The following is a 26,999-nucleotide window of genomic DNA, read 5'->3' as shown; positions in this document are numbered from 1 at the left end:
TTAGGTTGCTAGTTTGCTAAGCTCTTTTTTGAGTTCTGTTTGTAATAATACAGGATTTATTCTACCTTTTGTGATTTTCATAGCTTGACCTAAAAAGAATTTTTCTAGATTTGTTTTACCTTTTTTATAAGACTCAAGTTCTTTTGGATTTTCTTCCAAGACCTGATTTATAACTTTCATTACTTCTTCAATTGAGTCAGTTTGTTCCAAATTATTTTCTTTTATAATTTCTAGTGGATTTTTATTTTTATTAATAGATTCTATGAAAACTTCTTTAGCAACCTTGCTGGATATAGAGTTACTCTCTAGTTTTTCAATTATATTTTTAAGATAGATAGGGTTTATTTCTGTATTTTGATTTTCTTTTATATATGCAGAAACATCACCAATTAACCAATTAAAAAGAATTTTTTTACCTTTTGTAGAAAAGTTTTCTTCTATATCTAAAAACAAATTTGTCAAAACCGGATTTTCTGCAACAGTCCATGCATCTGAGTGTTTTACTCCTAGTTTAGATATTTTATCGCAAATATCATAAGGTAATTTAGCGCTAGATTCTAATGAATTTATAACTTCTTTTTGTACAGTAAAGCATGGAAGATCTGGATCTGGCATATAACGGTAATCTGAAGAATCTTCTTTGTCTCTCATATGTGATGTTTTGAATGTATTTTCATCAAAAAGTCTTGTCTCTTGATTTATTTTCTCACCTTTTTCTAATAAAGCAATTTGTCTGTCAAATTCATAATTAATTGCTTTTTTCATAAATCTTACAGAGTTTATGTTTTTTACTTCTACTCTTGTTCCAAGTGGGTCTCCTGATTTGTGTACAGAAACATTTACATCAGCCCTTATTTGGCCTTTTTCCATGTTTCCATCACAAGTGTCTATTGCTTTTAGTGTTGCTTGTAAGATTCTGAAAAAACATGCTGCTTCTTCGGCTGTACTAATATCTGGTTCTGTAACTATTTCCATCAAAGGAATCCCATTTCTATTTAAATCTATTAATGTCTTTCCATTTTTATGAATACTTTTACCAGCATCTGTTTCTAAGTGTATTCTGTTTAACCTTATTTCTTTTATGTTTCCTTCTGCATCCCAGATTTTTACAATACCATCTTGAGCTATAGGTCTGTAAAATTGTGTTATTTGGTATCCAGATGGAAGATCAGGGTAGAAATAATGTTTTCTATCAAAGCTAGATGTTTCATTGATTTTCATTCCAAATGCAAGCCCTGAGGTTATTCCTTTATACAAGCATTCTTTATTTAAAACAGGAAGAGCACCAGGAAGGGCTAATTCTAGAATATCTACTCCAGAGTTAGGTTTTTCACAAGAAGTGCTAGCTCTAGAAAACAGTTTAGATTTAGTGTTTATTTGAGCATGTACCTCAAGTCCTATTACCATTTTCCAACCTTGGTTTGTCTTTGTTGAATTTTCCTTATTATCTAAGATCATTACTTCACATCCTTTTTGTATTGAGAATCTGTTTTGTTACTTAAATTACTGTTTTCTGATTTTGAATTATTATTTTCATTCATATCATTCTCGAATTTTTTAATATAATTTACAAAATTTGCTCTTTTCTCTATTTCTATTGCTGTAGAAATTAAGATTTGCTCATCAAATGGCTTGGACATAAGATGTATTCCAATAGGAAGGCCATTTCCACCATATCCAGAAGGAACAGACATTGCTGGTGATCCTATAAGATTAGGTATAACAGTAAAAACATCTTCCTTATAAGATTCTGTAGGGTTTTCGAAAACTTTATTTACTGGAAAAGCCTCTCTAGGAGAGCAAGGGTAAACTATAGCATCAAATTCTTCAAATATTTTCATGAAATCATTTTTTATAATAGATCTTGCTTTAAGGCCTAACTTATAACCACATTCATTTTTGCTAGAAAGACTATGAACTCCCATTAATATTCTCCTTTTTACTTCTTTGCCAAAAAGTTCAAAAGTTGCGTTATATTTTGGGTTAGATTCTTGTTTCTTTGATCCATAACATACTCCTGTGTACCTAGATAAATTAGAAGCAGCTTCTGATGTTGTCAAAAGGTAATAAGTTGAAAGATAAAAATCAAAATCCATAAGCTCTATTGGTTTTACTATTGCTCCTGCATCTCTTAAATATTGTAAACAATTTTCCCAGTTTTTTATTATATGTTTATCTAAGTTTTCCATCCAATTTTTTGGATAAGCAAATACTTTTCCTTTTATGGATTTATTTATATCTAATGTAGGGGGTTTTTCAGAGCATGACATTGAATCTTTTGGATCATATCCCATCATATTATTCATCATGATAGCTGTATCTTCTACATTTCTAGCAAAAACTCCTGCTTGATCAAAAGAAGATGCATAAGCTGTCATTCCAAATCTAGAGCATCTTCCATAAGATGGCTTGAAACCTACAATCCCACAAAAGGATGCAGGTTGTCTTACAGATCCTCCAGTGTCACTTCCTAGAGCAGCAAAGCAAGATCCAGAAGCTACTGCAGAAGCGCTTCCACCTGAAGATCCTCCAGGGCTTAGTTTTTGGTCGTAATTCCAAGGATTGAAGGATGGACCAAAAGCACTTGTGTTATTTGAAGATCCCATTGCGAATTCATCCATATTCAATTTTCCTAAACAAATAGCTCCTTGGTTCCAGAGTTTTTGAGTTACATGTGATTCGTATGGTGCTATAAAATCTCTTAATACATTAGAAGCTGATGTCATTCTTTCATTTTTTACACAATATAGATCTTTAACTCCTATAGGAATTCCTTCTAAAGCTCTTGCATTTCCTTGCTTTATTCTTTCCCAACTCTCTTCAGCAGATTTAAATGCACGTTCTCTAGTAATTGTTATAAAATTATTCAGATGAGATTGAGATTCTATTCTTTCAAACATTTCATGAACTAGAGTAAGAGGAGACACTTCACCATTATGCAAAAGATCTTTTACTTCTTTTAATGTTAATTTCCATATTTCACTCATATTTTTCCTCCTAATTTTTTATTTAATTTATTTGAATACATGCTTTCAAACCATACTTCTTGAAAGTGCTATAACACTCCATCAGTTATGAAGAAATTTTTAGTTTCCATACTCTCTTGTTCTTTTAATTTTTCTATATCTTTTATTGGTGTTTCATAGTCAGGTGAATAGAAATCATTTTCTATATTAATTGTGCTTATACTTACAGAGTCATTAATTAGGTTTTGATTATTTATACAGTTTGACAATGAGTTGTACTTGTTTAGAAAAGCGTCAAACGCCACTGGATTTATTTCATCCTCTTGGGTCGGAGACATTTCGTATTTATGAATTCGGTTTGTATGAGAACATTCAAGTAAATTAGAGTTTTGTGATTCTGTGCTATTTGATGTAATTTGTTTTACTTTCTCTATTAATTGTAAAATATTTTCCAAATCTTGTTCAAAAGATTTTTTATCCTTATCCTTGATTTCCATCATAAGAACTTTGGATAATTTACTTAATACACATTCCATCGTTAGACAATTCTATATCACGTACACAATTTTGTACAGTTTGTTTGTTTATTTCACATTCTTGATATTGATTTATTTTGAAATGTTAAAAAGTTTATAGGTTAAGATATTCTCAGAAATCTATAATTTTATACTGAGGAGAGGGCTTTATGCCTGGCAGTCTGTATGATAAAACTTTGTCGAATGACGGTCTGCACTTTATACTTGAATACCATATTTTGATATTCTCATATTTTGTCCACTTTATTTCATTTAAGTAATCTAGATAAGAAATTATTGAAGAAAACAAAAAATCAGAAGAAGATGGTCCATATTTACCAATCCAATTTTGGTCAGAAAATATTGATTCTAACTTGATCAAGAAATCATTCATATCTCTCTTAGAGTATTCCAAAATCTGGCTACTGTGATTTGTATTGAATTCATTGAAGAACCTTTGTTTTATTATCAATTTTAGACTAGGAAAGAAATCAGTAATAATCCAGAAAAACCAAGGTTTATCATTTTTATCTATCTTATTGATAACTTCATCAGTAGAAAGCAGTCCTATGTAAGTTTTCCCATTCTCCTTGATATAAGGAAAAAAAACATCTTCAGGAGATTCTGACACAGTGAATTCAACTTTTTGTTCTTGTAAAATTATTTCTAAATACCTTCTAAACGGGCAAAAGACAGATCCATAAATTTTCATATATTTAACAAGTACAATCTTCACATTTTTAGTAGTAATTTAGAAGAGTTTGTAATGATTCATAGTGTATTTTATGAAACTATTTATGAATTGGGTCTGTTAGGTGAGTAATATAATATATGTATATATTAATTGATTTGTGTTGTTATTGTTTTAAAATAAGTGAAAGTTCTCTGATTTATAAAATTATTCATTTAATATCTTTTTTTAATAAGAAATAAATATATTGTTATTGATTTATTTACGTTTAGAAATTATTCTTTGAGAATAAATTGGGAGTAGGACTCTCTATGGAGGAAAAATGAATAGAAAAACTATTTTAGCTTTATCTTTGTTTACTTTGATTGGAAATATATCTGCTCAAAAGAAAATGGTTTCTAGCAAGAGACAGTCTGTTTCTAAGTACACACAAAGCCAGAAGAAGAACTACATAGGATTTGGTGCTGATTTGGATATAGAATTTCATAATATGAAACTAAAATCTGAATCAATAGAAACAGATGTAGACAGAGTAGGTGCTGTAGCTTTATCTAAGAATGATGCAGGAGTATACACTAACTCAGAAGATATAAAGGTAGAAACAAAAAATGCAGGAAGCCTTTTCAAAGGAAATCCTTTTGTAGAATACGGAAGAAAAATGGGGAATGCATTTATAGGAGCTAGATTTGGAATTAGTTTGGGTCACACTAATGCTTATCTAAATGATGCTTACACACATGGAGCAAAGCCTGGAGAAGAAGATACAATTCTTAATAATCTAAAAGAAAATGAGATGTTGCCTGTAGTGACAGAAAATTCTGCAGACGCTGATTCTTCTGCTCCTTTGAATCCTGAAGTAGCACACAATAGATTTAACTTAGAATCTTACTGGGGTCTTAATGCAAGTATTCTTGGTGGTTACATGGTAAACAAAATGGTTTGTTTGTACTCAGGTTTAGGACTAAAGCATGGAGCTTACAACGCTCAGTTGATTCTTGGTTCAAATGACAGTGATCATATTGAGTCCAGTTGTCACAGACTAGGGTTAGTGCTTCCTCTAGGTACTAAGATAGTTCTTTCTAATGGATTGTTCTTTAATGTAGAAGGTTCTCTTGGAGTAATGTTCTCTAAGAATGTAGAAATGGATGGAAAAGTCAAAGAAGTAGATCACAAATTCAAAGGTACATTGAAGAATGAATTCTGTGGTGGAATTAAACTAGGAATTGGATACAAAATTAGATTCTAATTCTAAATGAATTCGGAGTATGATTGTTTGTAAATAGCTTTATTTTAATTAAAATATTTAAAATAGATCTTAATAAGGTTAGTTAAAAAGTATTTTGTTCTTTAAATCTTATTTGCAATATATAAATAATTTAAATTTTATGTCTTAATTTACATAGGTTTAATATTTATGTCATACACAAGGTTAAGCGAATTAAATTTACTTAACTGTGTTTTTTGTATTAATTTATACATCAATTTGTTTATTATATAAAATTGAAATCACTTCAATTTTTAATCCTTATAAGATTTAATTTATCTTACTCTTACTAAGTTTTTAATATATCATTTCGTTAATGACTTTAATGAACCAATTTTTAAATTTCTTTGAAAATAAAAATCATAAAAAAATAAAATCTTTTTCTTTAATACCAGAGAGAGATGATTCTATATTGTTTATAAATTCTGGAATGGCTCCTATGAAAAGTTTTTTTCTTGGACAGCAAGTTCCTCCAGCAAAATCTGTCGTAAATTGTCAAAAATGCCTTAGAGCAGGTGGAAAGCATAATGATTTAGATGAAGTTGGTTTCACAAAAAGGCATCACACATTTTTCCAAATGCTGGGAAATTTTTCTTTTGGTGATTATTTTAAAGAAAAAGCAATTCACATGTCTTGGGATTTTATTAAATCTATAAATTTAGATATTTCTAAAATATATGTGACAGTGCATCCCTCTGATTTAGAGAGTAGAAAAATTTGGTCTAAATTTGTAGATAAATCTAGAATAATAGATGAAAAAACAAATGAATGGAGCGCTGGAGAAGAAGGTCCTTGCGGAATATGTACAGAAATATTTTATGATCATGGAAATCATATAAAAGGGGATTTCCACTCTGGGGATAGATTTATAGAGATTTGGAATATGGTCTTTATGACTCATACAGTGGAGAATGGCATAAAATTAAAACTTCCTAACCCTTGTGTAGATGCTGGTATGGGTTTAGAGCGCTTAGAAGCTACTGTATCTGGAACAAATGATAACTATGAAGCTCCATTTTTTAAAAATATGTTGAAAATAATTACAGAATTAGATTTCGACAATAAACATAAATCTTTATCTGAAACTGATAAGAGAGTTATAGCAGATCATTCCAGAGCAATTACTTTTATTGTTTCTGATGGAATAGAAACTTCTTCAGAAGGAAGAGGATATGTTCTTAGGAGAATAATGAGAAGAGCAATGCGTAGAATAGTGGACAAAGGTTTAGAAAATAAAGGAATAATTGAAGCTTGCGTAGATTATACCGTACAAAATATGTCTGAATTTTATCCAGAAATATTACATAATAAACAAAAAGTTATTCAGTCAATAAAAGCAGAACAAGAGCAGTTTGGTAGAATTTATGAGACAGGAATGTGCAGGTTAAACAAATATGTAGAACTTGAAAAAGTTTCTGCTCAGAATGTTTTTGAGCTTTATGATACATATGGATTTCCATATGATTTATCTTTTGATATTTTAAGAGAAAAAGGCATAGAAGTGGAAAAAAATGAATTTGATAGGATTCTTGCCAATAGGAAAAAAGATTCCAAAAAGAAATATGATTTAGGTATATGTGATAAAAATAGCGAATTTATTGGATATGAGCTAAAAGAAACTTCATCTAAAATCATTGATTTGAAGTGCTTAGATATAACAAAATGCAAAGAAGCAAATGATGTGATAAAGGTAGATAAAGAACTTTGTGGAAAAGTCTTTGTGTTGTTAGACAAAACTACTTTTTATACAGAATCTGGAGGACAAGCTAGTGATTCAGGTGTGATCTCTACAGATACTGGTGTTTTCGTTGTTGAAGAAATGTTTAAGGATAAAAATTCCATTTGGCACGTTGGTTACTTAAAAGAAGGTGAATTAGAAATAGGTCAAGATGCAAAATCCTCTATAGATATAGAAAAAAGGAAAGGACTAGAAAAACATCATACTTCTACTCATATTTTGCTTCATGTGTTGAGAAAGAAATTTGGTGATACAGTATTACAAAAAGGATCTTCTGTAAAACACGATTCTTTGAGGCTGGACTTCTCTAAACCTGAAAACATTACAAAAGATGAATTAGAAGAAATAACTTTAGAAATTAACAAGTTAATACAAAAAAATCATGAAGTCAAAATAGAAAGTAAAACTTTTGAAGAGGCTATGAAAGAAAATGTTTTGATTACAGAAAAGGGATACCCAAGTAAAGTAAGGGTTGTAAGGATAGGGCAGTTTTCTGCTGAATTATGCTGTGGTACTCATGTAGAAAGAGTAGGAGAAATTGGTTCATTTTATATAAGAAGTTGTAAAAGTGTATCAGCAGGAGTGAAAAGAATTGAAGCACTGACAGGTATTGCAGCTATTAAAAATGGATTAGAGAATATAAAGAATCTGGAAAATTACAAAAATGCAGATAATTACAAATCCAAAAATGGAAGCTCAGGGGATAATATTTCTAAAAAAATAAATTCTAATAAAGCTGATCTTAGAAATAAGTCTGGTTTTGATGGTGATTGTGCAGGATTTGATTCTAAAAACTTAGAAGAACTTGATAAAAACTTAAATGTTATAAAATCTAAAAGAGGTGATTTAGGGTACATAGAATGTGTAAATCTTCCAAAGTCAAAAATGAAAGAACTTAGTGATAAGTTAATCAAAAGGTGTGACTTGCTTATAATAATCAACAAAGAATCTGCTGATTTTAATGATAGAAAAGTAGATTCAAATAACGTAAATAACAATACCATACAAGATAAAAGAAAGAATGATAAAAACAATTCGATTGTTATTAGAGTTAATAAGATTTCTAAGCATGATTTTTTGTCTGCTAAAGAGTATCTTAAGGAAATAAATGCCACAGGAGGTGGAAGGGAAGACTTAGTGCAAGGAAGTATAAATAACCCTGACATATTGGGTTTAGTGAATATTATTAAAGAAATTTAAATAAATTATTTGTATATAACTAAAGTTTAATTGTCAAAATTTAAATCCACAAATCCATAAATCCACTTAAGCTGTTTATTTATTATTTGTTCATGTTAATAAAATTGTTCATAAAGTTTGGTTTTTTGATTTCAAATATTTTATGATAATTTTTTGAAAGTTTATTAAGTTTTTATAAAGCATTAGATTATTATTTATAATTAAGTTAATGTTTGTAATTGGATTGTGGTAAAAGATTATGGTAAAAAAAATATACGATTTTAAAAATCTACCAGTTAAAGAAAAATATGAAATAGCAATTATGGGTAGATCTAATGTTGGTAAATCTTCTTTTTTGAATTGTATTTTAGGTGAGAAAATTTCTAGGGTAGCAAAGAAGCCTGGGTGTACAAGATGGCTAGGGTTCCATGAGACTTCTTATTCAGTAAATTTTGTGGATTTGCCTGGATATGGTTATGCAAATATGGGTAGACAAAGAAAAAACTTTATGGTTGATATGGCTAGAGATTACTTGTTTTCTGGAAGAGTTGATGAGATTTTTATTCTTATAGATTCTAGAAGAGGAGTGATGGATTTAGATAGAGAGGTTATAGATTTCTGCCGTGAAAACAATGTGCCTTTTAAAATAGTAGGAACGAAGTCTGATAAAAAAGATTCTTTGGACTTTGAAAGTAATTTCCTTACTTCCTCACATACTAAAAAAGGATATGACAAAATTGCTAAATACTTGAGAAGTGTAAGCTCTTTTACTTGAATTTATTTAAATATTTCATGACTTTAAGTTATAATAAAAAGTTTTGTTTAGTGCATTAGTTCATTTTCGTTATATTTAGTCTTTCTGTTATTATTATTAAAACTAGGTTAATATCTTTATGTGAATTTTTGTCAAATAACTGGGAGTAAGAACATAGGTGGTAAAATAACCTGTTCTGGTTCTAAAAATTTTTCAACAAAGGCCATTATAGCTTCCATGTTATCTGATCAAACATCATTTTTCGAAAATGTTCCTGAAATAGGTGATATAGATTCCCTTAAAACTCTAATCGAAGATTGTGGTGGATCCCTTATTATTAAAAATAATAAAGCTGAAGTGATCCCAGGGAAAAGTAAATCTATAATAAAGGCAAGAGATAATGTTATGTATGGAAGGCTTTCCATACTCTTCCTTGCTGTGTTAATACATAAATTTGATTATGTGGAGGTTCCAAACCAAGACGGTTGTGATTTTTCTGGCAGACCATTGAATTTTCACGAAAAAATAAGTGAAAAATTTGGATTCAAATTAGGAAGTAAAGATTGTTCTTTTTTTGCTGAAAAATCTAAAAAACTAGAGGGTCAAGATATAAAGCTTGATTTTCCTTCTGTTGGAGCTACTGAATTTGCTATATTTCTTGCAGTAATGGCAAAAGGCTTTAGTACTATAGAAAATATAGCTATAGAGCCAGAAATCAAATCCTTAATTACTATGTTACAAAACATGGGAGCTAAAATACATTATTTAAAAACAAGAAAATTGTTTGTTGAAGGTGTGGAAGAGCTTTGTGGTATAAAAACAGAAATGATTGGAGACAGAGTTGAGGCTTCTTCATGGGCAGTTTTAGCAGCATGTACAGATTCTGTTATAGAGGTAGAAAATATAAATCCTGAGCACATGAGTGGATTTCTAGGAATATTTAGAAGAATGGGTGGGGGATTTGAATTAGAAAAAAATTCCATAAAATTTTTTAAAAAAGAAAAATTACATAACATTTTAGTACAAACAGATACTTATCCAGGTTTTTCAACTGATTATCAAGCAATGCTTAGCGTAATGATGACTCAATCTGAGGGAATGGGTATTATCCATGAAACTTTATTTAAATACAGATTGCATCACTTAGAAACTTTGAAACTCTTCGGAGCTAACACTTACTCTAGTGTTCATTGCGTTGGTGATGTTTGTAGGTTTAAAGATCAGAATTATTTGCATAGCGGTTTTATAGTAGGTCCTACAAAACTTACTGCACCTAAAAAAACTGTTTTTGCAGAAAACCTTAGATCAGGAATGGCTTACGTATTGGCTGCTTGCATATCTGAAGGGACTACATCGATAGGAAATATGGATTTTGTGTACAGAGGGTATTCAGACTTATATAACAAGCTGAAATCTGTTAATGTTAATGTAAAATTAATAGATAATGAGGTAATTTAATAGTGAACATAAAAAGAAAAAAGTTTAATTACAAAAGAGTTCCTAGAAAAAATACAGAAGAGCAAGAAAAAATAAACATAGATAGAAATTCTTTGTGTTTTTTGCCTTTGGGTGGTTCTGGAGAATTCGGATTGAATATGAATCTTTATCATTGCAATGGTAAGTGGATTATAGTTGATCTTGGAATTACATTTGATAAGGTCCCTGGATCTGATATTATGGTCCCTGATATAAGTTTTATAAAGAGCTTAGATCCACAAGATGTATTAGGGCTGATAATAACACATGGACATGAAGATCATATAGGAGCAATTCCTTACTTAATAGATGATTTGAATATTCCTGTATACGCTACTCCATTTACATCTTCTTTGATAAATAACAAATTGAAAGAAGCTAACTCAAAGGGAGTGCTTAAGACAGTAGATATGGGATCTACATTAAACTTAGGGCCTTTTGACATAAAATGGATAAATGTAACTCACTCTATACCTGAAAGTGCAATGATATACATTAAAACTCCTTTAGGAAATATTATGCATACAGGTGATTGGAAGTTTGAAGACAATCCTGTAATAGGAATCCCTACAGACTACAAATCAATGGAAAGCGCTGCTAAAGATGGTATATTGGCTGCTGTTTGTGACTCTACAAATGCTATGGTTGATGAAGAGACAGTAACTGAAAAGGAAGTCCAAAATACAATAGATCAAGCTTTATCAGAAGCTAAATCTAAGGACAGTCGTATAGTTATTGGTTGTTTTTCTTCTAATGTAGCTAGAGTAGACAGCTGTGCTAGATTGGCTAAGAAGTATGGTAGAAGTGTAGTATTAGTTGGAAGATCTATACATAGAATAAAAGATGCTGCACTGAAACATGGTTATTTCAAAGATTTGCCAGATTTCCTAACAGAAGATGAGGGAAGTAGGATAGATAAAAGCAGAGTAATGTTTATTTGTACAGGATCCCAAGGTGAAATGAACTCAGGGCTGAAAAGGCTTTCTGAAAACAATCACCCAAGAATAAAAGTAAACAAAGGAGATACTGTACTTATATCTGCAAGAACTATTATAGGAAAAGAAAAAGAAGTTTCTCAAATGTTGAACAACTTTGCAAAGATTGATGTAAATATAATTAAATATACAGATTCAACTCCGGTTCACGCTTCTGGGCACCCAATGCAAAGTGATTTGGTAAAATTCTATAAAATGCTGAAGCCAAAAATTTCAGTACCAGTTCATGGAGAAATATGCCATCAGAAAGCACATGCAAAGCTTGTTTCTAATCTTAATATAAAACCTTTTATTGTTTCAAATGGAGATATATTGGTACTTTCTGGTAAGAGCGTAGGTGTTTCACAGAAAATGATTAGCTCAAGAATGGTTGTGGATGGAAAGGCGCTTGTTCCAGAGTTTGGTAGTACTATTAGACAAAGATATCTTCTTGAGGATGGATGTATATTCGTTACTATCTTTATAGATAATAAGGATTATATAAGAACAAGTTTAAGTTTTTATGGAATATGTGAAAAAAATGACACATTGAAAGATAGTATCAAAGAAACTTTGAAAAAAGATATTATTGCTATGGATTCAAATGATAGAAAAGTGTACAAAGTTTTGACAGAAAAAGTAAAGCAATCTGTTCACCATGCTATGTTTGAGAGCAGAGGAAAAGATCCTGTTGTTTTGGTTCATTTAGTAACTTCAAATATTCCAAGAAAGAAAAAAGATTCTGAGAGAGAAAACGGTTCAAAAGAAGTTGTAAAAAATACTGTTGATATTGATTCTATAAGCTTAAACAAATCTTTGAGCAGTTCAGAAACTCAATCTCCTGAAAGAACCATTGATGAAAATGTTGATTTTATGGAAGGCTTTTAAAAAAAATTAGATAATTTTTAATTGTTTTGAGAGTTTAAGAGTGTTTTTTATTGAAAAAAAACTATGTTTATGTTAAAAAGTTAATATCTTGTAAAGATTTATTTCTTTACTAAAAAATGTTGGGGGTTGAATGGCTGTACAAAAAAAGAGAGTTTCGATTACAAAAAGAAGACAAAGACAAAGTAGTTCTTACAAAGTTACTTTACCTGAATTGTCTGTTTGTAAATGTGGATTTTACAAGCAACCTCATACAGTATGTATGGGATGTGGACAATATAAAGGAAGACAGGTCCTAAAAATAAAGGATAAAAAATAAAGAGTGAGTTTAACTTTATCTATTGATTGCATGGGTGGTGATTTAGGTCCCCAAATGGTTTTCGATTCAGTAAAGATTTTTCTAGAAGAAAACAAGGATTTATCTGTTTCTTTATATACAACTATTTTGCCTGAGGAAAATTTTTTTAGAAATTTCGAAGGAAGAGTTGAATTGGTTAAATGTTCTGATTTTGTTGACCCTAAAAAAAATATACTTGATTCTTTAAAGTATTATAAAAAATCTACAATGGGATTAGCATTGAAATCTGTAAAGGATGGAGCATCTCAGGGAGTAATAACTTTAGGAAGCACAGGTCCTTATATGATACTTTCTAGAAAGATTTTAGGATTTTTTGAAGGATTCTCTAAAACTCCATTAGCTGTTTTTATACCAGGATATAAAAAATCAAAAGTTCTTACAGATATAGGAGCTAATTTAACTTGCTCTGCAAAAGACTTACATTCCTTTGGTGTATTAGGATCTATTCTGGCTAAATGTTACTTGGGTGTAGATAAGCCTAAAGTGAGCTTGATAAATGTTGGTCATGAAAACATAAAAGGAACTCCTGAAGTTAGAGAAGCTGGGGACATGATGGAAAAAGATGGTAATTTTGATGGATTTATAGATTCAGATAAAATATTCTCTTGCGATGCAGATGTAATTGTTACTGATGGCTTTAGTGGAAATTGTATTTCTAAATCTTGTGAAGGAACATTTAGATTTTTAAGATCTAAATTAGAGAAAAATTTCATTACAAGAATGTTAGTCAAAGTTCTTAATAGATGGAGCGAAGATAAATATAATGGGGCTATTATGATGGGAATAAAGGGATTGTCTATAAAAGCTCATGGATCATCAAGTGAAAAATCTTTTTTGCAATCTTTAAGAACTGCAAGTAAATTCATAAGAAGCTATGAAAAGCTGAAACAAGAAACAAATGATGCATCTTTAATAGAGCAGAAAATTTCTACCTAACAATTACTTGTTGATTATTTTCTGTTAAATTAATATCTATATTTTTTAACTTTATACTTCTTTAGTATTAGTTTTTTTTTACAAATTATATATTGAGTTATGTCTGCATTTTACCATTATTTTTTACCATTACTTCTTGATTTGATTTTTTATGGTGATTTATTTCATAATATAGATTTTTGTTTGTTATAATCTGGATTAAAATAATAAGCATTATATGCTTGAATTTGTGTAATCTTCATGAATTTAAAATTTTATCAATTTGCAATAATCTCTGTATGTAATATAATGTTCTCAGTCGTTAGTTATATATTTTAAAGTCTGGATATGAAGATTGCCTTGGTTCTGATGGTTTAATATGTATTAAATATGAATAATTGAAAAAGGAATTGCGAATGAATGGTATGCTTATAAAAGATTGTGGTATTTTTGTCCCATCTAATTGTGTAAGTAATTTTGATTTACAAAAAAAGCTGGATACTTCAGATGAATGGATAAAAACAAGAACAGGGATAAGCTCTAGATTTATTGCAGAAAAAGAAACTACTTATTCAATGGCATATGAGTCTGCAAAAAATTTAAATTTAGGAAATGTGAAAATAATCTTATGTGCAACATCTACGCCAGATTGTAATTTTCCAACATGTTCATCTTATGTTCATGGAAAACTAGGATTAGGAAAAGATGTTATGTGTTTTGATATACATGATGCATGCAACGGTTTTGTCCAAGCATTTACAACAGCAATGGTTTTTCTACAGAACATGCCAGAAGATTCAGAAGCTCTAATTATTGGTTCAGAAAAAATGAGCTCTATACTTGATTGGAATGACAGGTCTACAGCAGTATTGTTTGGAGATGGAGCTGGAGCTGTTTTGGTGAATAATAAATTTGGTAAGTTGTTAAAGTATTCCTCTTATTCGAAACCTTCATTTGATTCATTAAATGTTGAGAACACAACCACAAAAATAAATGACAAGGAATTTGGGAATGGTTCTATAAAAATGAATGGACAAGATGTTTTTAAAAATGCATGTTCTAGTATGCGAGAAGATGTGATTAATATAGTTAAGGAATCAGGAGAAGTAGATTGGTTTATTCCACATCAAGCTAACTTACGTATTCTGAAAAAAGTATCGGAAAATTTGAGTGGTATAAAAAATCTAGTTTACAATGGTGATAAGTATGGGAACACTTCGGCTGCTTCAATTCCGTTGGCATTATATGATGTTTTTAAGGAAGGTAAGTTATCTTCTGGACAGAAATTGTTGTTTACTGGTTTTGCTGCAGGATTTAGGTGGGGGTCAGTTCTGGTTCAACTATAGATTTCTTATTTATTGAATATTTTTGAAATCTCTATATTTTGGAAATTTAACATTATTTTATTGTATTTTTATTCATGTGTTGTGAATTACGTGATTAAATAATGGAATGTGCTTAATAAATAAATTACATGTACTCATGCTTCTGTGTATTACATTTGAATCGAATAGTTATTTTGCAGAATATGCAAAAATGGATGGATTTACATCTGAAGCTAAAGAATTGATTGGGAAAATGGATGAAGCTATGGCTTTGCCTGATCAATGTACTGCTGGAGCATTTTGTGTTTACAGGGGAAATAACTTAGTAGACTTAGTTTACGGATCAGTATTTGATGAACTTTATAAAAAGACTGAAGTTATTAAAAGCGTATCTCTGAACGAGATTCAAAAATGGTTAATTATCAATGATGGTTCTTTAAAAGGAATTTCTTATGAGTTTTTTCTAGATAAAGAAGAGAAACATAAATATGGAAAAAGAACTGAATTAGTGGATTTAGGTCCTTTTATTCATTTTAGATCAGAAATGAGTGAAAAAGAATCTGAAAAGGTGTCTAGATCTGTTTGTATGCTGCTTTGTGATTATGATGGTAAATATATTCAAAATGGTTATGTGCAATCTATAGTTAATCAATACAGGGATAGTGTTTTGTTTGTATATGATGAAGAGAATAAATCTGTTTTAGAAAAAAAATCTAATATTGATGATGTTCTTTATGAAAATCTTTATTCCCATAGATTGTATAGTATTGATTCAGAAGTTTTTGAAATACGTACTAAAAATAAATTAGGTGGTTGGTTGCAGGTTAATTACAACAGAATTGATCCAGAAAGTTTCAATCTGGAATTTTATAATAGATTAAGCTCGTTGTTGAAAAGAACAAGTTATATTAACTCTGAAAAAATTCCAGAATATTCTACTGAAGAAGAATTTACATACGAAAAATATGTTAAAGATATAAGTCTGAATTTGCTATTTTATATAACAGAAGAAGAGTTTAACTCTAAAGAATCGAAGTATGATGCTTTGAAATTTTACTATACAAATATGAATGAAGTTGTTTAATAATTATTTCATTATCCTTGGTTTTTTTAGATTTAGATAAAAAAACTTTAGTTAAAAAATAGCTATTTTTATTATTAATATGGAGAATCCTTAATGTTTAAGTCTTATTTAGTTTGCTAACTTATCCTTTGGTTTGTTTGCTATTTTATACTGATGTAGGTTTAAAGGCCTTAGAAATCAAGAATCTCTATTGAAAAGTCTGAAATTTACTACTTCTATATCTATGTTTTCAAGTAAATCTGTTAGAGTAGGGCCGAATTTTCTGCCTGTTAGTACGAATCTTAATTCTTTTAGTATATCTCTTCTATTTCTTCCTTCGCAATTTCTTTCTATCCAATTTTTCCAGATCTCATTTTCTTCTTTTTCTAAAAATATAATCTTATCAGTTTTTTCTGTATTGTTTTCATTGTCTGATCTATAGAAATGAATCTTTTTGTAGAATATATCATGCCACTCCTCTAATTCATGCTCGAAATCAATCTCTTCCCTTACTAAAGAAAGCGTTTTTTCAGACATTTTATACTTATTTTGGAAATACGCATTTTGCTCTTTTATTTTGTTTCTGAGAATTTTCTGTTGTGTTTTTAAAAATTCTTTTTGATTAAATCTAGCTTGGGAAGATGAATAATTTATATCGAATGCTTTTAGCACTTCTTTCATATTACCAATGATATATTGTGATTTTCCTAAGTTAGTGATGTAACTTATTAATGTTTCTGGTAAAAAACCTTCCTCTCTGATTTCCTTGATACTTTTTGCTCCATTCCTTTTGGAAAGTACTTTTCCAGAATTATCTAGAATAATTGGCAAATGAGCCCATTTTATTTCTGATTTATTTCCAAGAGATTCTATATTTTGACTTGATTCTCTATCGAAAGTTGATTGTTCTGTAGGTTTTGAATTTCCGTCAGTTTCAGGTTTACTTATAATTTTTTGCTTAATTGTTTCTATCATATATTGTTGAACAGCAGTGTTTATGGTGTGGTCTTCCCCCCTAATAACATGTGTGACTTCTTCTGAAATATCATCAATTACGCTTGTAAAGGTGTATGTAAAGCTTGAATCGCTTTTTCTGATAACAGGATCGCTTACATTTCTGAGATTTATTGAAATTTCTCCTTTAATTAAATCTTTCCAGGTTATTTTTAAATCAGGTAGTTTGAATCTCCAGTATTTTGGTTTCTCTGACTTTGTGATCTTCTTATCTGATGTAGTGCTAGATTGTTCTGACTCTAGGCTAGTTTTTATGGAGTAAAATTTAAAAACAGGAGCTTTCCCTTGTGATTTTAATTTTTCTCTTAAATCTTCTAGTTCTTCGGGAGTTTCATCACATTCATAAACTAGATTTGCATTTAAACATATACTAAACCAATTGCAGTAAATTTCATTTCTTTTAGATTGGAATATTGTTTTGTCAGGATTTATTCCAAGCCAAAGCAAATCTTCTTTGATATTGTTTGAAAATTCCTGTTTAGATCTTTCTGTGTCTGTATCATCGAATCTAAGAATGAATTTTGCATTATTTTTTCTTGCCCAAAGATATGTTATCAATGCAGATCTTATGTTTCCTATGTGCATCAATCCAGTAGGGCTAGGAGCGAATCTTGTACAAAGTATATTATTACTGTTTGTATTGTTCATGCTGTTAAGTATATGTTTTGTTTATATTATTTGCTATTGCTATAGTTGTGAATTTAACAAAAACAAACTTTGTGAAGTTGAAAAAATTTCATGGTACAGAATTCTTTTTTAAATCTATTGATAGTACTCAAAAATTTGCTAGAGAGTTGATTAAAGAGAACTTAGATGAATATTTTGAAGATAATAAATTTATAACTGTACGAGCCACAAAGCAAGAAGTAGGGGTAGGGCAGTATGAAAGAGTTTGGAATTCTCCAGAAGGAAATTTGTATCTTACTTCTATAATTCCAGTTCCGAATGACAAAGAAGCACAAGATCTAATTAACTTATCACAAATGATTAGCTTGCTTATTCATCAGATTTTAAAAGATTACAGAATAGATACAGAAATAAAATGGATAAATGATGTAATGTATTGCGGCAAGAAAATATCTGGTAATTTGTCAGAATTGTATGATTACAACGGTTCAAATTCTGGCAAAATATCAAAAGTTGCAATTATAGGAATAGGATTGAATATTAACCTCTCTCCTTTAGGTAGGTCAACTTGTATGAAAGAAGCATTCATGTTGAATAACTTTATTAATAACAATGGAATGGTTTCTTTGAATTGTGTGCAAAATATAAGTGTAGAAGATTTTTCTGATCATATAGCTTGTAGGTTAGGTAAATTTTTTAGAGACTTTCTGCAAACTGGAATAAAGCCGCATTTGGATTATATAAACTCTAATTTGGCTTATGCAGGACAAAATGTGATTTTGAATAGTAGGGAAGAGACTTTTAAGGGTGCTCTAAAAGGAATAAATGACAATGGTATGGCTGTTTTGACTATAGATGAAAAAGAAAAGGAATTTTCATCTGGAAGTATGTTTTTAGATTTAAATGATACTGATCATTAGAGCAAGTAACAGGGATGCATAAAAGATCAAATGATAAAAAGATAAGTTGAAGAAAAGTTAATATGAATGTAGAATGTATTAGTGAATAATAACTATAGTGCTGAATCGATTCAGGTCTTAAAAGGTCTTGAGGCTGTAAGAAAAAGACCCGGGATGTATATAGGTGATACAGACGATGGAAGTGGTTTGCATCATTTAGTTTACGAAATAGTAGACAACTCTATAGATGAAGCTTTAGCTGGTTATTGTGAAAATGTTTCTGTGACTATATGTAAAGATGGTTCAGTTTCTGTAGAAGATGATGGTCGTGGTATTCCTGTAGACACACATGCTGGTGAAAAAATGTCTGCTGCTGAAGTTATAATGACACAGCTTCATGCTGGTGGTAAGTTCTCTTCAAACGCATATAAGGTTTCTGGTGGTTTACATGGAGTTGGTGCTTCTGTTGTGAATGCTCTTTCCGTATGGATGGAAGTTGTAATATGGAGAGATTCTCTAGAACATGTGATGAGATTTGAAAGAGGAAAAACAGTTCAGGTCTTGAAAGTAAATAGGGAATTAAAAGGTAAAGAGTCTAAAAGAACTGGAACTAAGATACATTTCTTTCCTGATGAGCAGATCTTTAGTAATATAATTTTCGAAAAAATTAAGCTTTTTAACAGATTTCAAGAATTAGTTTATCTTAATCCTGGTGTTAAGATAAATCTTTTGGATGAGAGAGATGGGTCCGAAGAAAAGTTACATGATGAGGGTGGTGTTACTTCTTTTGTAAAATCTGTTGCTAAGAGAAAAAAAATGGTTCACCCAGAGCCTATTAATATAAAAAGCAAGAATGAAGAAATGGAACTAAGTTGTTCTATGGTTTGGACTGAAAGTTATTATGAAACTTCTTTGTTTTTTACAAATGCTATACCACAAAAAGACGGTGGAACTCATATGCAAGGTTTCAGAAGTGGACTAACAAGAGCAGTTCAATCTTATATTAAAAATAGTAACAATAAGAATTACCAAAAAGTAAGCATAACAGGTGAAGATATTAGGGAAGGCCTTGCTTGTGTTTTGTCTGTAAAGGTTGCAGATCCTAAGTTTTCTTCACAAACAAAAGAGAAGCTTGTTTCTTCTAATGTTAGATCATTTGTTGAGTCTGCTGTTTTTAAAGATGTGTACGACTGGTTGGAAGAGCACCCAAGTGAAACAAAAATAATCATACAAAGAATAATTAGTTCTTCTTCAGCAAGAGAAGCTGCTAGAAAAGCTAGAGATATGACTAGAAAACAGAAAAATGGTATAGATTTTCAAGTTTTAAAGAAATTAGCAGGTTGTTCTGAAAAAGATCCAGCTAAATGTGAGCTTTTTATAGTTGAGGGTGATAGTGCAGGTGGTTCTGCTAAGCAGGCCAGAAATAGATTTGTTCAAGCTGTATTGCCATTGAGAGGAAAGATTTTGAATGTAGAAAAAGCACGTTTTGATAAAATGCTTAGCTCTGCCGCAATTACAACTCTTATATCTTCTCTTGGAACAGGGATAGGTGAGGATTTTGATGTTGAAAAGATCAGATATCACAAAATAATTATAATGACAGATGCTGATGTTGATGGAAAGCATATATTGTCACTTCTTCTTACATTCTTCTTCAGATACATGAGAGCTGTTATAGATAGAGGATACTTGTATATAGCTCAACCACCTTTATATGGATTAAAAAGGCATGGTAAAATTGTTTATGTAAGAGATGAAAAAGAGTTTTTATCTAAATTGATTGATATGAGTAAGGATCTTGCTATAGAAGATTTCGAAATGGAGCAAGAAAAACTTAAGCTGTTTTTGAAAGATGCAAATGAAGTTAAAAACAAAATAGTGAAAAAGTCTGATTCTTGGAGAGTAATGTTAGCTTCTAAAGCTTTCGATGGAGAAGTCTTGGGTGTAGAGCACGTAGGAAAAATGAAGGAATATTTGGAAAGCAAAGGTTTTAATGTATCTGTATCTCAAAGCGATTCAATATTCGTAATAGAAAAAGAAATTGATGGCATAAGAGAAGATATAAAGATAGACATCAGCAATATAACCTCTGATGAATTTAGATTGTTTAATGATTTTACTAAAAATTGGTCTGAATTTTGGAAAGAAGATCCAGTAGAATTGTTTGACAAAATTATAAAAAAGGCTAGAAAAGGTATAGTAATACAGAGGTATAAGGGTTTGGGTGAAATGAATCCTGAAGATTTGAGTGAAACTGCTATGAAAACTTATCAGGTTGTGAAAATCGATAGCTATGAAGAATCAGATAGAATTTGTATTGACTTGATGGGTGAAGAAGTAGAAGAAAGAAGATGTTTTATAGAAAGAAATGCAGAATACGCTGATTTAGATACTTAAATCCTATATATAATATATTAGTATAAAAATTCTTGAATATTTTATGAGTGGAGGAGAAATCCTTAGTATTTTAGTTATGACGCTATGATTTGTGTGTTTATACATTTTAATTGTGGTTTATATTTTTTTGATCCGTATATTATTTTTAATTATATTTTTTCACATAATGGATATTATGTCAAATTTCTGTTATTCTTGAATTTTACTAAATCAAATTTTCTTTTAGCTATCTTTAGTTATCCTTTTATCTTTAATTAGTTTTAATTATATATTTTTTATTTTATTGTTTAGCTTGTTATTATAGCAATATATAATTTAATTATATTTAATTATTAGAAATTTTTGTAAAACAATTATTCATATATATTTATTTAGAATTTTCAATAAATTTTTCATTTTTTAATGTGTAGATATTTAATATTTATTTAAACTGATATATAATTCAGCAAATGGGCTGGTAGCTCAGTTGGTTAGAGCGCACGCTTGATAAGCGTGAGGTCGGAGGTTCGAGCCCTCCTCGGCCCATTTTTGTTTCTAAGTTTTTAAATTAGACTCAAGTAATACCAGTTTTCTCAATAAACATGTTATTTTAATTATGTTTTTTATAATTAATCACTTCATTAGTACAAATTTATAGTATATTTTTAACTAAATGTAATTTTCTAGTATTTTCTTTTAGATATAAAATAGAAAGTGGTAAATAATATACGAAAAGACTTGATCATAACCAATAAATTTCTTATGATCTTATTGTTGGGGGTGTAGCTCAATTGGGAGAGCGCATGCTTTGCACGCATGAGGTAGTCGGTTCGAACCCGACCATCTCCACCAAACTCCTTGTAATTATCCAATAAATTTTTATAGCTTTACAGCTCAAATTCTTCATGATAAAAGAACTTATGAATATTATAAATAAATGTTTTGCTTTATGTGTTTTATTTAGTTTTGTAAACAAACCTAATGCATCATCTTTAGAATTGGAATTAGGAGCTCTTAATAAAGTTATAAGAAAAGAAGCATATCATTATGCAGAAAACTATGCAGAAAACTCGAAAGAATTTAAACTTGGCAATACACTTGGCATTGCTTTTGATAGCAATGGAATGAATGAAAATAAGCTTAATACTGGAATTAGACTTGGTATTGATATTTGTAAAATCTATGCAAAAGAAGCTAGATATAATCATATAACAAATGAATATGACAGTGATGATAAAAGTGATTATGAAAAAACAGGATATGATAAAAGTGATTATGAAAAAATAGGATTTGTTGCGATTTTTTTCGCAGGTACTTCTTTAAATTTCAGGCCTTTTTCTAGTGTAGGCAAATTACGTTTAAGAGTTTATCCAGGAATTTGTTTGTCTCAAAATATTCTTAATAATAACAACTTCTTTCTAAAAATTGGTCTTTCAGTTTGTTATGATATTTCTAAAAATTTGTATAGTTTTATTTCATTAGAGAAAAATGTTTTTTTTGCTTCTGAGAGTTATGGTAAAGGATTTGATTATGATGCAAAGAGTTCATTTAGTTTTTTGAAATTTGGAATAGCTATAAATAGAACAATAAAATAATTTGATTTTAGTAAATAGATAGGTTGACAAATGTTTTATTAGTTAAATTAAGGGTAGATTTTTCTGTTAAATATTAATATTATTACAGTATGAATATTAGAAATAAGTATTTTGCTTTATGTGTTCTATTTAGTTTTGTAAGCAGATCTAACACATCATCTTTAGAATTGGAAACAGGATTTATTAATACAGATTTATACAATACAAATAAAATTGGAAATAATATTTCCATAGAAAAACTTAAACTTACAAAGTCAGCAGGTATTGTTTTTGATACAGCAGGAATGAAGAATAGATTTAAAGCTGGAATTAGAGTTGAAACTGGGGTTGTTCGGTTTGAAGATGAACTAAAAAATATGTTATCTGGTTTTAAAGGATTTGTAGGGCTTTCTTTAAACTTTAGACCTTTTTCTAGTTTTGAAAAACTTTATTTTAGAGTTTATCCTGGGCTTTCTATGATTAATATAAGCTCTAATAATTCAGTATCTTTTAAAATTGGTGCTTCTGTTGGTTATGAACTTTCCAAGAATTTGTATAGCTTTGTTTCATTTGAGAGAATAATTGAGGATCAATTATCTGCATTTAATTGCTTTAAACTTGGAATAGCAATAAGAACAATTAAATAATTTGATTTTAATAAATAAATAGGTTTATAGAATTTCAAATTAAAAATCTTATTTCATATAGAAGATCAGAGCTGTATATGATTTATATGAATAAACTATATGTATGAATAAATTATGAGTAAGTTCATATTTAAAGAATTTTTTTAATATATAGTGCTTTTTTTGTAACTTGAACATTTTTTGCTATTTATGTTATATGTTATGTATTTCTACAATTAATTTAAATATATTATTTAGATATTAGTTTGATTTTATTCCTAAATATCACTTAATACGCTATATTTTAATTTACTATTGTGGTTAGTTTGTTATTACTTGATTAGTTTATATCTAATTTAGTTTGCTTGGTTATTCAAAAACTTTTCTAACCAATTAATATCTATATTATTGCTCAAAACATCTGCATTATTAACTAATTTTATAAACAGTGGGATTAAATGTTTTGGTCCTGTGATTATATATTCTTTTAGAGCATGTTTTAGATTTCTGATACATTCATCTCTATCATCTCCTTTGACTATAAGCTTAGATATCATGCTGTCATAATAAGGTTGGATTTGGTACCCATTGTATATTGCGCTTTCTATTCTTACATAAGGTCCTAATGCAGGTATGTGATTTGTTACTATTTTAGGGCTAGGTGCAAAATCTTTTGGATCTTCAGCATTTATTCTACACTCTATAGCATGCCCAGTTAAGTTTACATCTGATTGTTGTAAGCTCAATTTCTCACCGAAAGCAACCCTTATTTGCCACTTTACTATATCTACTCCAGTTATTTCTTCTGTAACAGTATGTTCAACTTGCAGTCTTGTATTTACTTCCATGAAATATAACTTTCCATTTTGGTATAAAAACTCCAACGTTGCAGCGCCTTTATAACCTATTTCAGAAAACATATTTGTGATTTTTTTGTAAAATTCTTGTCTTTCTGCATTTGTCAAAACCATTGAAGGTGCTTCTTCCCAGATTTTTTGTCTTCTACGTTGTAATGAACATTCTCTTTCACCTAAGCATATAGCGTTTTTCCCATCTGATAGAATTTGGAATTCTATATGCCTAGGTTCTTCTAGATATTTTTCTATATATATTGACCCTTCTCCGAAAATAGCAGTACTTTCTTGTATTACAGCATTATAGGAATCTTCCAGGTCTGCAGGTTCTAGGCATATTCTTATGCCCTTTCCTCCACCACCATTTGAAGCTTTTATTATTACAGGAAATCCTATTTCTTCAGCACAAATTTTTGCCTCTTCTAAACTTTTAACTGCATCTGAACCATCTATTGTAGGTATGTTATATTTCTTCATCATGGATTTGGAGTTTATTTTGTCTCCTAATTGCTTTATATGATTCGAAGAAGGTCCTATGAATATAATGTCATGTTTTTCTACCATTTCAGCAAATTCACTGTTCTCTGATAAAAATCCATACCCTGGATGTATAGCATCTGCATGAGTTAATAAAGCAGCAGACATTACAGCTTGCATATTGTTATAACTATCTTTAGCTTTTGCAGGACCTATACAAACACTTTCATCAGCAACTCTTACATGCATAGAATCTTTGTCGGCCTCAGAGTAAATGGCTACGGTTTCCATGCTTAAAGCCTTACAAGCCCTAATTATTCTGAGAGCCACTTCTCCTCTATTTGCTATTAAAATTTTTTTAATCATAGTGCCCTTTCTAAAGCTTATTTTTAAACCCTTATAAAAGTCTTCTTAAGAATTTATATTTTCTTGTCTTTATACTTTTTCTCTATTTAAGGTTAATTTTAAATAGCAGAGATTTTAATAAGAGATTGTCTTGTAATTAATTTCTGAATCACATATAAATTTTTTGAAGCTTTAATTATTTGTTATATTGCTTATTAGTTATCTTTTTTTATTCTAGCAAGCACTTGACCATACTCTACTGGACAAGAATCTTCCACTAGAATTTCTTCCACTGTTCCAGAAAATTCAGCTTTTACTTCATTCATGAATTTCATAGCTTCTATTATGAAAAGTGTCTGCCCTTCTTTTACACGATCACCTTTTCTTACAAAAGGATCTTTTCCTGGAGAAGGAGCAATGTACATTATACCAACTATATGTGACTTGATATCTGACAAATTAACCATATCTTCTTTTGAAGTTGCTTTGTTTTCAGAATTACTAACGTTTTCTTTTGCATCTGGATTATTGTTTAGTACAACAAAATCATTTAAATCTTCATTTGAGTTGAAATTTTCTATTTGATTATTATTAGATGAGTAAGGGTCTTGGGTTATTCTAATGCTTTTATCTCCCTCTTTGTACTCTATTTCTTTAAGTCCTTTAGTTTTTAAAACTTCTACTATGAAAGGAATCTTCTTTTCAAACATAAGTGAAATTTACCATAAAATGAAATAAATTTACATATCATACAAATTCCAATGTGCTTATAGAATTATTATCTGTTAAAAAACAAAATACTATTCAAACTATTATGCCTAATTTGGCTGTCATTTTATGTATATTTGTGGACACTTAAGAGTTATTTATGAATTTTCAATATGTATTGTATAAATATGATTGATTTTAATGGATTAATTTAGTAGATTTTACATGTGCCCACTTGGTGGAATGGTAGACACAGCAGACTTAAAATCTGCAGGCCCTAGGCCGTGCTGGTTCGAGTCCGGTAGTGGGTACTTTTTATTTTTCTTTTATTTTGTAGTTTTGCTATTTCAAGTTTTTAAATATCAAGATATAAGAAAGTAATCTTAAATCATTAGGATCTTTTATTATAATTTTTTGAGATTGTTTGATAAAAACTTTTATGCGCCCGTAGCTCAATTGGACAGAGCGTCAGACTACGGATTTGAAGGTTAGGAGTTCGACTCTTCTCGGGCGTGTTTTTCATATCTTGTAAGTAATTTATATAAGAAATTTATATATTTCAATTTGTTATAGTAAGTTTCTTGTAATTTAATTATAAAAAACCTGATTATATACTTATAAAAAAATAAAAATGTAATAGAATGGGTAATGATTTCAAATTGTAGGATAGTTATACTGTCATTTTTATTTGTTTTTGTAGAGTTAAAATCTGTGTCAATTTCTGTAGAAGGAGGAGCTGGATCTCTTTTAGATTTTACAGTATATGGAAGAGATAAAGCTATCTATGATAGAAAACAGGTTTATATTAAAAATAAATCTTACTTTAATGAATTTATTAGAGGTCAGATTAATATTGATTTATTTGAATCTATAAGCAAGCGTTTTATTTTTAAGCTTTATATTGGCTTGGCAAGTACTATTAGACAAGTACATCTTTCAGCAAAGTCAATTGAAAATGACCCAGAAGGTAATTATACAGAAAGTGATAGTGAAGATTTAATGCTTAGTGATATAAAACCGATCAGGTATATAGCTCCTTTTTTTGGTTACTCCATAGGTACAGAACTTAGCAATAAGATATGTGTTGGACTTTTAGCTAAAATGGGGTTTGTGGATTTTAAAAATATGAAATGGAAGTCTGGCGCTCCTATAAAAAGAAAAACATTGGATTTAAGTGAAGTTGTAACTGTGTATATGTTTGCAGGAGCTTTTTTAAGCACAAAACTTACAAAGAGAATTAATGTATTAGCTTCATTTGAAGTAGCTAATAATAAAAATAAGCAGATAACATTAAGTACTGAAGTGAAAATTATATAAAGATCTGAATCAGAGTTAATGAAGTGGAATTTATGTTTATAAGTGATCTTTTTTAATGTGGTTTAATTTTGAGTTTTTC

21 protein-coding genes and 4 tRNA genes are annotated in these 26,999 nt (G+C 29.6%); 18 read left to right on the top strand and 7 right to left on the bottom strand.

Annotated elements, in window-relative coordinates; translation table 11 throughout:
• The 4 genes from gatB to FZC36_RS01920 all read right to left on the bottom strand — a co-directional run bounded on the left by gatB (position 1) and on the right by FZC36_RS01920 (position 4,193).
• Complete coding sequence (gene gatB, locus FZC36_RS01935; protein ID WP_148972307.1) at positions 1 to 1,458, bottom strand: Asp-tRNA(Asn)/Glu-tRNA(Gln) amidotransferase subunit GatB; 1,458 nt, start codon at positions 1,456 to 1,458, stop codon at positions 1 to 3.
• Complete coding sequence (gene gatA / locus FZC36_RS01930; RefSeq protein ID WP_148972306.1) at positions 1,458 to 2,987, bottom strand: Asp-tRNA(Asn)/Glu-tRNA(Gln) amidotransferase subunit GatA; 1,530 nt, start codon at positions 2,985 to 2,987, stop codon at positions 1,458 to 1,460. The genes gatB and gatA overlap by 1 nt, the downstream gene beginning before the upstream one ends.
• A 68-nt stretch (positions 2,988 to 3,055) precedes the next feature.
• Positions 3,056 to 3,502 carry a hypothetical protein gene (locus tag FZC36_RS01925; protein ID WP_148972305.1) on the bottom strand — a complete coding sequence of 149 codons (447 nt, stop codon included), beginning with the start codon at positions 3,500 to 3,502 and terminating at the stop codon, positions 3,056 to 3,058.
• Between the two features lie 112 nt (positions 3,503 to 3,614).
• Positions 3,615 to 4,193: a hypothetical protein gene (locus FZC36_RS01920; RefSeq protein ID WP_148972304.1), complete on the bottom strand. Its 579-nt coding sequence runs from the start codon at positions 4,191 to 4,193 to the stop codon at positions 3,615 to 3,617.
• Positions 4,194 to 4,494: 301 nt separating this feature from the next.
• Here FZC36_RS01920 and FZC36_RS01915 point away from each other — a divergent pair, with 301 nt between their 5' ends.
• The 9 genes from FZC36_RS01915 (at position 4,495) to FZC36_RS01875 (ending at position 16,124) form a co-directional block, all read left to right on the top strand.
• Positions 4,495 to 5,418 carry a hypothetical protein gene (locus tag FZC36_RS01915; protein WP_148972303.1) on the top strand — a complete coding sequence of 308 codons (924 nt, stop codon included), beginning with the start codon at positions 4,495 to 4,497 and terminating at the stop codon, positions 5,416 to 5,418.
• A gap of 334 nt (positions 5,419 to 5,752) precedes the next feature.
• A complete protein-coding gene (gene alaS / locus FZC36_RS01910; protein WP_148972302.1) occupies positions 5,753 to 8,374 on the top strand; it encodes an alanine--tRNA ligase in 2,622 nt (873 codons plus the stop codon).
• Between the two features lie 238 nt (positions 8,375 to 8,612).
• Positions 8,613 to 9,128, top strand: a complete 516-nt coding sequence (gene yihA, locus FZC36_RS01905; protein ID WP_148972301.1) for a ribosome biogenesis GTP-binding protein YihA/YsxC — start codon at positions 8,613 to 8,615, stop codon at positions 9,126 to 9,128.
• A 120-nt stretch (positions 9,129 to 9,248) separates the two neighbouring features.
• Positions 9,249 to 10,565 carry a UDP-N-acetylglucosamine 1-carboxyvinyltransferase gene (locus FZC36_RS01900; protein ID WP_148972300.1) on the top strand — a complete coding sequence of 439 codons (1,317 nt, stop codon included), beginning with the start codon at positions 9,249 to 9,251 and terminating at the stop codon, positions 10,563 to 10,565.
• 2 nt (positions 10,566 to 10,567) lie between these two features.
• Positions 10,568 to 12,445 (top strand): ribonuclease J, encoded by a 1,878-nt coding sequence (locus tag FZC36_RS01895; RefSeq protein WP_148972299.1) that lies wholly within the window; start codon positions 10,568 to 10,570, stop codon positions 12,443 to 12,445.
• 130 nt (positions 12,446 to 12,575) lie between these two features.
• The gene (rpmF, locus tag FZC36_RS01890; RefSeq protein ID WP_148972298.1) at positions 12,576 to 12,761 is read left to right on the top strand and encodes a 50S ribosomal protein L32; all 186 of its coding nucleotides are present in this window, start codon (positions 12,576 to 12,578) and stop codon (positions 12,759 to 12,761) included.
• A gap of 3 nt (positions 12,762 to 12,764) precedes the next feature.
• Positions 12,765 to 13,736 (top strand): phosphate acyltransferase, encoded by a 972-nt coding sequence (locus FZC36_RS01885; protein WP_148972297.1) that lies wholly within the window; start codon positions 12,765 to 12,767, stop codon positions 13,734 to 13,736.
• A gap of 395 nt (positions 13,737 to 14,131) precedes the next feature.
• Positions 14,132 to 15,061 carry a beta-ketoacyl-ACP synthase 3 gene (locus FZC36_RS01880; protein ID WP_148972296.1) on the top strand — a complete coding sequence of 310 codons (930 nt, stop codon included), beginning with the start codon at positions 14,132 to 14,134 and terminating at the stop codon, positions 15,059 to 15,061.
• Positions 15,062 to 15,197: 136 nt separating this feature from the next.
• A complete protein-coding gene (locus FZC36_RS01875; RefSeq protein ID WP_148972295.1) occupies positions 15,198 to 16,124 on the top strand; it encodes a hypothetical protein in 927 nt (308 codons plus the stop codon).
• A 177-nt stretch (positions 16,125 to 16,301) separates the two neighbouring features.
• Here the strand turns inward: FZC36_RS01875 and FZC36_RS01870 are convergent, their stop codons facing one another.
• Positions 16,302 to 17,765, bottom strand: coding sequence for a glutamate--tRNA ligase (locus FZC36_RS01870; protein WP_148972294.1), 1,464 nt, complete (start codon positions 17,763 to 17,765; stop codon positions 16,302 to 16,304).
• Between the two features lie 71 nt (positions 17,766 to 17,836).
• Between FZC36_RS01870 and FZC36_RS01865 the strand changes: the two genes are divergently transcribed.
• From FZC36_RS01865 to FZC36_RS01840, 6 genes are all read left to right on the top strand, one after another.
• On the top strand, positions 17,837 to 18,664 hold the full coding sequence (locus FZC36_RS01865; protein ID WP_187440089.1) for a biotin--[acetyl-CoA-carboxylase] ligase: 828 nt from the start codon (positions 17,837 to 17,839) through the stop codon (positions 18,662 to 18,664).
• An 81-nt stretch (positions 18,665 to 18,745) separates the two neighbouring features.
• Entirely contained in the window at positions 18,746 to 21,040 is a 2,295-nt protein-coding gene (locus FZC36_RS01860) for a DNA gyrase subunit B (protein WP_148972292.1), read from the top strand.
• A gap of 451 nt (positions 21,041 to 21,491) precedes the next feature.
• Positions 21,492 to 21,565, top strand: a tRNA-Ile gene (locus FZC36_RS01855).
• A gap of 230 nt (positions 21,566 to 21,795) precedes the next feature.
• A tRNA-Ala gene (locus FZC36_RS01850) sits at positions 21,796 to 21,871 on the top strand.
• A gap of 68 nt (positions 21,872 to 21,939) precedes the next feature.
• The gene (locus FZC36_RS01845; RefSeq protein ID WP_148972291.1) at positions 21,940 to 22,614 is read left to right on the top strand and encodes a hypothetical protein; all 675 of its coding nucleotides are present in this window, start codon (positions 21,940 to 21,942) and stop codon (positions 22,612 to 22,614) included.
• Positions 22,615 to 22,703: 89 nt separating this feature from the next.
• Entirely contained in the window at positions 22,704 to 23,240 is a 537-nt protein-coding gene (locus FZC36_RS01840) for a hypothetical protein (protein ID WP_148972290.1), read from the top strand.
• Positions 23,241 to 23,575: 335 nt separating this feature from the next.
• On the opposite strand, the gene FZC36_RS01835 is transcribed toward FZC36_RS01840, so the two are convergent.
• Both FZC36_RS01835 and FZC36_RS01830 read right to left on the bottom strand, forming a co-directional pair.
• A complete protein-coding gene (locus FZC36_RS01835; protein WP_148972289.1) occupies positions 23,576 to 24,916 on the bottom strand; it encodes an acetyl-CoA carboxylase biotin carboxylase subunit in 1,341 nt (446 codons plus the stop codon).
• 194 nt (positions 24,917 to 25,110) lie between these two features.
• Positions 25,111 to 25,605, bottom strand: a complete 495-nt coding sequence (locus FZC36_RS01830) for an acetyl-CoA carboxylase biotin carboxyl carrier protein (RefSeq protein ID WP_148972288.1) — start codon at positions 25,603 to 25,605, stop codon at positions 25,111 to 25,113.
• Positions 25,606 to 25,832: 227 nt separating this feature from the next.
• On the opposite strand from FZC36_RS01830, the gene FZC36_RS01825 reads away from it, so the two are divergent.
• The 3 genes from FZC36_RS01825 to FZC36_RS01815 all read left to right on the top strand — a co-directional run bounded on the left by FZC36_RS01825 (position 25,833) and on the right by FZC36_RS01815 (position 26,920).
• Positions 25,833 to 25,914: transfer RNA gene (locus FZC36_RS01825), tRNA-Leu, on the top strand.
• A 130-nt stretch (positions 25,915 to 26,044) separates the two neighbouring features.
• Positions 26,045 to 26,118 (top strand) — tRNA-Arg (locus tag FZC36_RS01820).
• A 133-nt stretch (positions 26,119 to 26,251) separates the two neighbouring features.
• Positions 26,252 to 26,920, top strand: a complete 669-nt coding sequence (locus FZC36_RS01815) for a hypothetical protein (RefSeq protein WP_148972287.1) — start codon at positions 26,252 to 26,254, stop codon at positions 26,918 to 26,920.
• Positions 26,921 to 26,999 lie beyond the last annotated feature (79 nt).

This window comes from Candidatus Nesciobacter abundans (genome assembly GCF_008189525.1).
GTDB classification, from domain to species: domain Bacteria; phylum Pseudomonadota; class Alphaproteobacteria; order CAJXXZ01; family 1604HC; genus Nesciobacter; species Nesciobacter abundans.
This window is presented reverse-complemented; position numbering and strand designations above follow the sequence as displayed.

Coding starts and splice junctions, on each gene's coding strand:
- gatB (WP_148972307.1), bottom strand. CDS start 1,458: ATGATCTTAGATAATAAGGAAAATTCAACAAAGACAAACCAAGGTTGG.
- gatA (WP_148972306.1), bottom strand. CDS start 2,987: ATGAGTGAAATATGGAAATTAACATTAAAAGAAGTAAAAGATCTTTTG.
- FZC36_RS01925 (WP_148972305.1), bottom strand. CDS start 3,502: ATGGAATGTGTATTAAGTAAATTATCCAAAGTTCTTATGATGGAAATC.
- FZC36_RS01920 (WP_148972304.1), bottom strand. CDS start 4,193: ATGAAAATTTATGGATCTGTCTTTTGCCCGTTTAGAAGGTATTTAGAA.
- FZC36_RS01915 (WP_148972303.1), top strand. CDS start 4,495: ATGAATAGAAAAACTATTTTAGCTTTATCTTTGTTTACTTTGATTGGA.
- alaS (WP_148972302.1), top strand. CDS start 5,753: ATGACTTTAATGAACCAATTTTTAAATTTCTTTGAAAATAAAAATCAT.
- yihA (WP_148972301.1), top strand. CDS start 8,613: ATGGTAAAAAAAATATACGATTTTAAAAATCTACCAGTTAAAGAAAAA.
- rpmF (WP_148972298.1), top strand. CDS start 12,576: ATGGCTGTACAAAAAAAGAGAGTTTCGATTACAAAAAGAAGACAAAGA.
- FZC36_RS01880 (WP_148972296.1), top strand. CDS start 14,132: ATGAATGGTATGCTTATAAAAGATTGTGGTATTTTTGTCCCATCTAAT.
- FZC36_RS01875 (WP_148972295.1), top strand. CDS start 15,198: ATGCTTCTGTGTATTACATTTGAATCGAATAGTTATTTTGCAGAATAT.
- FZC36_RS01870 (WP_148972294.1), bottom strand. CDS start 17,765: ATGAACAATACAAACAGTAATAATATACTTTGTACAAGATTCGCTCCT.
- FZC36_RS01845 (WP_148972291.1), top strand. CDS start 21,940: ATGAATATTATAAATAAATGTTTTGCTTTATGTGTTTTATTTAGTTTT.
- FZC36_RS01840 (WP_148972290.1), top strand. CDS start 22,704: ATGAATATTAGAAATAAGTATTTTGCTTTATGTGTTCTATTTAGTTTT.
- FZC36_RS01835 (WP_148972289.1), bottom strand. CDS start 24,916: ATGATTAAAAAAATTTTAATAGCAAATAGAGGAGAAGTGGCTCTCAGA.
- FZC36_RS01830 (WP_148972288.1), bottom strand. CDS start 25,605: ATGTTTGAAAAGAAGATTCCTTTCATAGTAGAAGTTTTAAAAACTAAA.
- FZC36_RS01815 (WP_148972287.1), top strand. CDS start 26,252: ATGATTTCAAATTGTAGGATAGTTATACTGTCATTTTTATTTGTTTTT.